At 68.8% G+C, this 8,672-nt stretch carries 8 protein-coding genes; all 8 read left to right on the top strand.

Annotated features, from left to right (window positions below; all coding sequences use genetic code 11):
- Positions 1 to 200, top strand: a 200-nt coding sequence (locus OXU42_01340; GenBank protein MDE0028033.1) for a hypothetical protein, incomplete at its 5' end; no start/stop codon positions are given.
- Complete coding sequence (locus OXU42_01335) at positions 187 to 1,341, top strand: carotenoid 1,2-hydratase (GenBank protein ID MDE0028032.1); 1,155 nt, start codon at positions 187 to 189, stop codon at positions 1,339 to 1,341. The genes OXU42_01340 and OXU42_01335, both read left to right, overlap by 14 nt.
- A 76-nt stretch (positions 1,342 to 1,417) precedes the next feature.
- Positions 1,418 to 2,869: an amidase gene (locus OXU42_01330; GenBank protein MDE0028031.1), complete on the top strand. Its 1,452-nt coding sequence runs from the start codon at positions 1,418 to 1,420 to the stop codon at positions 2,867 to 2,869.
- Between the two features lie 27 nt (positions 2,870 to 2,896).
- Positions 2,897 to 3,448: a hypothetical protein gene (locus tag OXU42_01325; GenBank protein MDE0028030.1), complete on the top strand. Its 552-nt coding sequence runs from the start codon at positions 2,897 to 2,899 to the stop codon at positions 3,446 to 3,448.
- Between the two features lie 127 nt (positions 3,449 to 3,575).
- Positions 3,576 to 4,460: a dienelactone hydrolase family protein gene (locus OXU42_01320; protein MDE0028029.1), complete on the top strand. Its 885-nt coding sequence runs from the start codon at positions 3,576 to 3,578 to the stop codon at positions 4,458 to 4,460.
- 83 nt (positions 4,461 to 4,543) lie between these two features.
- Positions 4,544 to 5,371 (top strand): SAM-dependent methyltransferase, encoded by an 828-nt coding sequence (locus OXU42_01315; GenBank protein ID MDE0028028.1) that lies wholly within the window; start codon positions 4,544 to 4,546, stop codon positions 5,369 to 5,371.
- A 34-nt stretch (positions 5,372 to 5,405) separates the two neighbouring features.
- A complete protein-coding gene (locus OXU42_01310) occupies positions 5,406 to 7,817 on the top strand; it encodes an ATP-binding protein (GenBank protein MDE0028027.1) in 2,412 nt (803 codons plus the stop codon).
- Positions 7,814 to 8,662 carry a universal stress protein gene (locus tag OXU42_01305; protein ID MDE0028026.1) on the top strand — a complete coding sequence of 283 codons (849 nt, stop codon included), beginning with the start codon at positions 7,814 to 7,816 and terminating at the stop codon, positions 8,660 to 8,662. Before OXU42_01310 ends, OXU42_01305 begins: the two co-directional genes overlap by 4 nt.
- Positions 8,663 to 8,672: the final 10 nt, after the last annotated feature.

Genomic DNA, 8,672 nt, shown 5'->3' with positions numbered 1-8,672 from the left:
GCGGCATCGGCCTGGGTGCGATCCTGATCTTCGTCATCCAGAAGAGCTACTTCGGCTGGAGCATCGAGTGGACCTGGCCGTGGCTGCCTCTGGCCGGGGAAGCCCTCGCCATCGTGTGCGCCGCGGTGCTGGCGAGCCTCTACCCGGCGTTCCGGGCCAGCCGCACGCCGGCCAACGAGCTGTGTCATGCGGACGCGTGAGGAAAGGGGCGGGCGCCACGCCCTCCTGGTGGCATGCGCGCTCACGCTGGCGGCTGTCATGTGGCCCGGTGTCGCGGTACACGGCTGGACCCCGGCCCGACCCGGCTACGTATGGTCGTTCCCGCAAGACCACTGGGCGCGTGACGGCTACAAGACCGAGTGGTGGTACTTCACCGGCCACCTGCACACCGCCGGGGAGCCCGCCCGCCGCCTGGGCTACCAGTTCACGTTCTTCAGGATCGGCGTGTCGCCGGACGCCCCGCCGCCCGGTTCCGCCTGGGCCGCCAACGACATCATCATGGGTCACGCCGCTCTCACCGATCTGAAGACCGGCCGCCACCGCTTCAGCGAGCTGGTGGTGCGGGCCGCCCCGCTCCTGGGCGGCTTCGGCCGGTATCCCGAACCGCGCCTGGCCTGGAGCGTCGGGCCTCCCGGCACGCCCGACGAATGGCAGCTTCGCTGGAACGGCAGCGGCTTTGACTTCACCATGGCCGACGCCGGGCAGTCCTTCGGCTTCAGCCTTTCCACCCGCCCGCTCAAGCCCCTGGTGTTCCAGGGTCCCGGCGGCCTGAGCCGCAAAGGGGAGGGCGCCACCGAGGCCAGCCACTACTACAGCTTCACCCGCATGGCCACCACCGGGACGGTCCGTTTGGACGGAGAGGAGTGGGAGGTCAGCGGCACGAGCTGGATGGACAAGGAGTTCGGCTCCAACCAGCTCGGCGAGGACATGCAGGGGTGGGACTGGTTCAGCCTGCAGCTCGACGACGGCCGCGAGGTCATGCTCTATCTGCTCCGAAACCGCGACGGCGGCACCCGTTATGCCGGCGCCACGCTGGTGGACTCAGCCGGGACCGTTCGCTACCTCGACCCTGGTGAATGGAGGTTGATCGCCACCGAGGAATGGACCAGTCCCAAGACGGACGCAGCCTATCCGGCCCGATGGAAGCTCCAGATCCCCGCGGCAGGCATCGGCGCGGTGATCACCCCAAAGCTCGCGGACCAGGAAAACACGAGTGCGTTGATTCCGAACCTTTACTACTGGGAAGGGTCGGTTCGGATAGAGTCCGCGAAGGGGAAACGCCTCGGGCAGGGGTACGTCGAGCTTACGGGATACGGCGACGACAGCAGGCCGCCGATCTGAGCTTCGGGGCCTACCACCACCAGCAGGGGAGGCGACAAATGATCAGTGGAAAAGCGCAGGCAGTCGGAGGTAGCCCATGACCGAACCCGCATGGCTTCCGGCAACCCGTTTGGCGAGCCTCATCAGCCGCCGCAAGCTCGGTTGTCTTGAACTTCTGGACCACTATCTGAAGCGGGTCGAGCGTTTCAACCCGGTCCTGAACGCGATCGTTGCCACGGACGTCCCGCGGGCGCGACGGCGGGCGCGGGAGGCGGACCGGGCCCTGGGCCGGGGCGAGCGGTGGGGGCCGCTGCACGGCGTGCCCATGACCGTGAAGGATTCCTTTGACGTGGCCGGGTTGCCGACCACGTGGGGGGTGCCGGCGCGGCGGAACAACATTGCCCGCGCCGACGCGCTCCCGGTCAAGCGTTTGCGTGACGCCGGCGCGGTCGTCTTCGGCAAGACCAACGTGCCCATCTGGCTCGCCGACGCCCAGAGCTTCAACGACATCTACGGCACCACGCGCAACCCCTGGAATCCGGAGCGGTCGCCGGGGGGCTCCTCGGGCGGCTCGGCGGCGGCGCTGGCGGCGGGGCTGACCGCGCTGGAGATGGGCAGCGACATCGCCGGCTCGGTGCGGAACCCGGCCGCCTGGTGCGGCCTGTTCGCGCACAAGCCGACCATGGGCATCTGTCCCGCCGACGGGCATGCCCTGGACGGCAACCGCGCGCCTCTGGACATGCTGGTCATCGGCCCGCTGGCGCGGAGCGCCGCGGACCTGTCCCTGCTCCTTTCCGTGATCGCGGGTCCGGACCAGATCGACGCCGCCGGGCTCCGGCTCACCCTGCCCGCGCCGCGGAAGAAGAAGCTGGGAGAATACCGCGTCTCGCTTCTCCTCGAGGACGAGACGGTGCCGACGGCGAGCGACATCGGGGCGCTCCACCGGGCGCTGTCCCGCTTTCTCCGCCGCAACAAGGTCAAGGTCGCCATCGGCGCCCGTCCCGACTTCGACGCGGCGGACTCCCACCGAGTCTTCGACGTGTTGTTGCGGGCCGCCACCTCCGGACGCCAGACCGACGAGGAGTTCGCCGCCAACCTCAGAGCCCGTCAAGGGCTCGCGCCCGGAGACGACGGCAAACGGGCGCGCATGCTTCGCGGCGTTACGCTGTCGCACCGGGACTGGCTCCGGTTCGACGAGATACGGCACCGGATCCGGTGGCAGTGGCACGAGTTCTTCCAGCGCCACGACCTGCTGCTGGCGCCCATCACCGTATCGGCGGCCATGGGCCACGACCACAAGCGGCCCTACCAACGCTCGGTGCCGGTGGACGGCGTCCCGCGGCCGTTCATGAACCAGGTCTCCCTGCCGGGATACGCCAACCTCGCCTACCTGCCGTCGTCCGTCGCGCCCATCGGACTCGACGGCGACGGGCTTCCGGTGGGCATACAGGTCATCGGCCCGCAGTACGGCGACCTGACCTGCATTCACTTCGCGCGGCTGCTGGAACGGCACTACCGGAAGTTTGCCCCGCCGCCGGGATATGAATGATCCCGGCCGCGTCACCAGGAGGACTCCATGAAGACCCCTGTCGCTCTCGCCGTTGCGGTCTTTGCGTGTCTTGCCGTCCATGCCGTCGCCGGCGCGGAGATGCCCGCCGGACCGGTTGTGTTGACCGTCACGGGCAACATCGTCAAGGCCAACCGGCCCCCCTACGACGAGAAGCGCGACATGTTCTTCAAGTACCACAAGCGCCCGTTCGACAAGGCGTTCGCCTTCGACCGCGCCATGCTGGAGCGTCTCGGCGTCAAGGAAGTACGCGCCGAGCACAAGGGCTGGGCCGGCCCGAAGGTCGCGTCCGGACCCCGTCTGACGGACGTTCTGGATGCCGCGGGCTGCCGGGGAAGGGCGCTCGAGATGCTGGCGCTCGACGGTTTCCGCTTCACGCTGTCGAAGGCGGACCTGGAAGCGCGTGACTGGGTCGTGGCCACCAGGGCCGACGGGCGGCCGCTGGGCATCGGCGACCGGGGACCGCTCTGGCTGGTGCTCGATCCCCCGGGGGACCGTCCGGCCACGGAGAAGGAAATCGGCCTGGGACCCTGGGCGCTGTTCTTCATCCAGTGCGAGTAGCGAGCGGAGTTGTGTTTTTGATTCTTCGCCCTAAAATGGACTCGGGAGCGCAACGGGCCATTGACCGCCGAGCGCCGGCAACCTTTCGGGGCCGTGCAAGCTTGGTTTCAAAGGAAAGGGGTACCTCATGGACAGGAATCAGATCGATCCACAGGTCTACGACCTGTATGACGAGTACTGCCACAGCAACATGGAACGCCGCGAGTTCCTCCGGCGGGCGGCGGCCCTCGTCGTTGTCGGCGGGTCGGCGCTGGCGATGGCGCAGGCGATGCTGCCGCGCTATGCGAGGGCGCAGACGATCTCCTTTACCGACAAGCGCATCAAGGCGCGCTATGTCACGTACGATTCGCCCGGCGGCAGCTCCGGCAAGATGCGCGGCTACCTGGTCCGGCCGTCCGGGGCGGGTCCGTTTCCCGCGGTCCTCGTCATCCACGAGAACCGGGGCCTGAACCCGCATATCGAGGACGTCGCCCGGCGCGCCGCGGTGGCGGGGTTCCTCGCCCTGGCGCCGGACGGCCTTTCGCCCATCGGCGGCTATCCCGGCAACGACGACGACGGCAAGAAGATGCAGCGGAGCCTGGACCGCGGCAAGCTGCGCACGGACCTCCTCAACAGCGCCCGGTACCTCAAGGGCCACGAGCTGTCCAACGGGAAGCTGGGCGCCACCGGGTTCTGCTTCGGCGGCGGCGTGGTCAACTTCCTCGCGGTGCAGATGGGAGGCGATCTGAGCGCCGGCGTGCCGTTCTACGGCTCCGCGCCGAAGTCGGCCGACGACGTGGCGAAGATCAAGGCGCCGCTGCTGATCCACTACGCGGAGAACGACCCGCGCATCAACAAGCAGGCTCCGGCCTACGAGGCCGGCCTGAAGGCCAACGGCGTGCCGTACGAGGCGCATGTCTATCCCGGCACCCGCCACGGCTTCCACAACAACTCGACGCCGCGCTACGACGAGCCTGCCGCCAAGCTCGCATGGGAGCGGACGGTCGCCTTCTTCAAGAAGCACCTGTCGTAGTCGAGCCGCCGCCCGGAACATTCTAGAATTTTCATGGTCATCCGATTCGCTATCGCTCAATGCAGCCCCAAAGGAGGAGACTGATGTCGGACATCAACGAGGTAGGCGCTACCGCGTTTTTCATCGCGGGGATCCGCGAGCAGGAGAAGAACCGGGAGCATCCGTTGTTCAAGGATCCTTACGCGGAGTGGTTCGTCAACGACGACATCCGACAGAAGGTCGGTCAAGTCTTTGCGCTGCTCCCCGAAGGGATGGAGCTGGTCCGTTATCGCTCCGCGCTGTTCGACGATATCATCCGTCGCGAGATCGAGAGGGGCATGCGGCAGATCGTCATCCTTGGCTCCGGGTTCGACATGCGGCCGCACGTGTTTGAGGACGAGGGGGTGCGTTTCTGCGACGTGGACCAGCCCGCGGTACTGGCGTTCAAGGGGAAGGTGCTGGAAGGCCACGGCATGACCCCCTGCGCGGGGATCCCGTGCAACTACCTGGAGGCCGATCTGCCCGCGGAATTGGCGAAGGCGGGATTCGACCTCAACGCCCCCATCCTGATCATCTGGGAAGGCAACACCATGTACCTGCCCGAGGACCTGATCTACGGCTTCCTCAACCGCCTGCGCGAAGGCGTACAGTCGTTCAGGATCGCCTTCGATTTCTTCGCCAGGAGCGTCATCGACCGCACCACCGGCGACGAGAACATTACCGCCACTACCGACGCGTTCGAGAACACCTTGAACGTGAAATGGGTGACGGGTTTCGACGGCCTTTCCGTTGTCGAGGAGCGTACCGGCTTGAAGACGGTCGAGTCCGGCAGCCTGTTGGACTTCGGCAAACGGGTGGCGCCCGACTATCCGACGGACATCCCCCAGTTGGAGTTGTACCTGTACGGAATCATGAGTCACGGGGCGGACTGAGCAGGTTGCGCCCGCGCACGAACCGGTGAGCGAGATGCCCAAGCCCCTGACGCCGGATCGGCTCTATACGAAGTGCGATCCCGCGGACCTGCCGTCATCCCGCGAGGCCGGCGCGGCCCCGGATGGCCTCGGCCAGGAGCGTGCCCTGGAGGCGATCCGGTTCGGCGTCGGCATCCGGCGCCATGGCTACAACATCTTCGCCCACGGCGCGCCTGGCACGGGCAAGTACCCCCTGGTCCGGCGCTACATCGAGCAGGCGGCGGCCGGCATGCCGGCGCCGCCTGACTGGTGCTATGTCCACAACTTCGAGGAGACCCACAAGCCGCGCGCGCTCAAGCTGCCCGCCGGCCGGGCCTGCCGGCTCCGCGCCGACATGGAGAAGCTCATCCGCGAGCTCCGCGCCGCCATCCCCGCGGCCTTCGAGAGCGAGGAGTACCAGGCCCGCGCCCAGGCCCTTCAGGCGGAGTTCAGCCAGCGCCAGGAAGCCGCGTTCAACGAGCTGCAGGAGCACGCCCAGGCGCGCGGCGTGGGTCTGATTCGCACGCCTTCGGGGCTCGCCCTGGCGCCCACCTCCAAGGGCGAGGTGGTGAGCCCGGAAGCCTTTCGCCAGTGGCCCGAGGAGACCCAGGCGAAGATGCGCGCGGACATCGCCGAGCTGGAGAAGGAGCTGCAGGAGATTCTCAAGAAGGCGCCCCAATGGGAGCGCGAGCGGCGCGAGCGGATGCGCGGCCTCAACCAGGAGGTGGTGAGCCACGCGGTGGCCCTGTTCATCGAGGAGCTGGGCAAGGACTACGACGACCTGCCCGAGGTCATGGACTACATCGAGCAGGTGCGCGGGGACCTCCAGGAGAATGCCGAAGAGTTCCAGGCCCCTGGGCCGCCGGCGCCGCAGCCGGGCGGGTTGCCCGGGCGCGAGGAGCGGCGGGAGCCCTCCTTCCGCCGCTACCAGGTGAACGTCATCGTCGACAACGGGCGGCGGCAGGGCGCCCCCGTCGTCTACGAGGACCTGCCCACCCACGGCAACGTCATCGGCCGCATCGAGCAGATGGCCCGGTTCGGCGCTCTCACCACCGATTTCAGCCTCATCAAGCCGGGCGCGCTGCACGCCGCCAACGGCGGTTTCCTGCTGGTGGACGCGCGCAAGCTGTTCATGCAGCCGATCATCTGGGAGGAGATCAAGCGCGCGCTCCAGTCCAGCGAGATCCGCATCCAGGGGCTCACCGAGGCCCTGGGTTTCGCCAACACCGTCACCCTGCAACCCGAGCCCATCCCTCTCGACGTGAAGGTGGTGCTGCTGGGCGACCCGATGATCTACTACCTGTTGAGCCAGTCGGATCCGGACTTCCCCGAGCTCTTCAAGGTGGCCGCGGACTTCGACGACCAGGTGCCGCGCAACCACGGCAACACCGCGCGCTACGCCCGCATGATCGCCGGCACCGCGAGCCGCGAGGGACTGCGGCCTCTTTCGCGGGAGGCCACGGCGCGGGTCATCGAGCGGGCGGCGCGGCTGGCCGCCGACGCCGAGCGCCTGACCCTGCGCCTGCGCGCCATCGACGACCTGCTCTACGAGGCCGACTACTGGGCCGGCCGGGAGGGCAGGGACGAGATCGGCGCCGGGGACGTGGAGCGGGCCATCGACGCCCAGACCCGGCGCGCCGACCGGGTGCGCGAGCGCAGCCAGGAGCAGATCCTGCGCGAGACCCTGCTCATCGACACCGATGGCGAGACGGTAGGGCAGGTGAACGGGTTGTCCGTGCTGCAGCTCGGCGAGTTCGCGTTCGGCAAGCCCAGCCGCATCACCGCGCGGGTGCGCCTGGGCCGCGGCGAGGTGCTGGACATCGAGCGCGAGGTCGAGATGGGCGGGCCGCTGCACTCCAAGGGCGTCCTGATCCTGTCGGGTTTCCTCGGTGCCCGCTTCGCCCGGCGCCAGCCGCTGGCCCTGTCGGCCAGCCTGGTGTTCGAGCAGTCCTACGGCGGGGTGGACGGCGACAGCGCGTCCTCCACCGAGCTCTATGCCCTCCTGTCGGCCCTCTCCGGCCTTCCCATCCGCCAGTCCCTGGCGGTCACCGGCTCGGTCAACCAGCACGGGCAGGTCCAGGCCATCGGCGGGGTCAACGAGAAGATCGAGGGCTTCTTCGACATCTGCAGCGCGCGCGGCCTCAACGGCCGCCAGGGGGTGCTGATCCCCTCGGCCAACGTCAAGCACCTGATGCTGCGCCGGGACGTGGTGGAGGCCGCCGCCCGGGGCGACTTCCACGTCTATCCGGTGGAGACCATCGACCAGGGCATCGAGCTGCTCACGGGCGTGGCCGCGGGTGTCGCCGACGACCAGGGAAACTTTCCCCCCGACACCGTCAACGGGCGGGCGCAGGCAACCCTGCTCGAGTTCGCCCGCAATGCGCGGGAGTTCGCCGGCGGCGGGCGCGACCAGGAGCCGCGCCCGTGAGCCGTCCGGCCCCGGCCTTCGACGTGCGCCGCATCGTGGTGGCCATGGACGGCTCGCCCGAGGCCGGCAACGTCCTGGAGGCGGCGGCCCGGCTCGCGGCGCGCCTCCAGGCGGAGCTGGAGGGAGTCTTCGTCCGGGACATCAACCTCGTTCACTTGGCCCGCCTGCCGGTGGGCCGGGAGATCCAGTTCCTTACCGGGCAGGGACGCGACTTCACCGCCGAAGCGCTGGAGGCCGACATCCGGACACGTGAGTTCGCCGCCCGGCGCGCCTTGGCCGCCGCTGCGGAACGGGTGCACGTGCAATACTCCTTTCGCACGGCGCAGGGCCAGGTGGACGTCGAGATGGTGACGGCGGCGGGCGGTGGCGATCTGGTCATTGTCAGTTCCGGGTCCCGCTCGCCGTGGGGCGCTGCCCGGTCGACCCGAACAGCCCGGGAGGTGGCAGAACGCGCCCCCCGCTCGGTGCTCATATCGAAGCCCGGGGCTCTATTGGCCGGCGTCCCGCTGGTATGCCACGACGGCAGCATCGGCTCGTGGCGCGCCCTGGATGCCGGACTGTACTTCTTCGGCCTCCACGAGGGGAGGCTGGCGGTGTTGATCCTCGCGGATGATCGGGCCGAGGCGGAGACCCTTCGCGCGCAGGTGGAGGCCCGCCTTGCCGCGCGGGGCGTCAGCCCCCGGGTCCTTTACGGCGTCCGCCCGCGCGCACCCGAGGTGTGCCGCCTCGCCGGCGAAGCCGGTGCCGCCGTGCTGGTCATGGCCGCCGACTGCCCCGCCCTCGACGCACCCCGCCGCCGGGAAGTCCTCGAAGCCATCGCCTGTCCCGTCCTGATCGTGCGCTAGCGGAAACCGC

It is taken from the genome of Deltaproteobacteria bacterium (genome assembly GCA_028818775.1).
Taxonomy (GTDB): domain Bacteria; phylum Desulfobacterota; class Binatia; order UBA9968; family JAJDTQ01; genus JAJDTQ01.
This window is presented reverse-complemented; position numbering and strand designations above follow the sequence as displayed.

Coding starts and splice junctions, on each gene's coding strand:
- OXU42_01335 (MDE0028032.1), top strand. CDS start 187: ATGCGGACGCGTGAGGAAAGGGGCGGGCGCCACGCCCTCCTGGTGGCA.
- OXU42_01330 (MDE0028031.1), top strand. CDS start 1,418: ATGACCGAACCCGCATGGCTTCCGGCAACCCGTTTGGCGAGCCTCATC.
- OXU42_01325 (MDE0028030.1), top strand. CDS start 2,897: ATGAAGACCCCTGTCGCTCTCGCCGTTGCGGTCTTTGCGTGTCTTGCC.
- OXU42_01320 (MDE0028029.1), top strand. CDS start 3,576: ATGGACAGGAATCAGATCGATCCACAGGTCTACGACCTGTATGACGAG.
- OXU42_01315 (MDE0028028.1), top strand. CDS start 4,544: ATGTCGGACATCAACGAGGTAGGCGCTACCGCGTTTTTCATCGCGGGG.
- OXU42_01310 (MDE0028027.1), top strand. CDS start 5,406: ATGCCCAAGCCCCTGACGCCGGATCGGCTCTATACGAAGTGCGATCCC.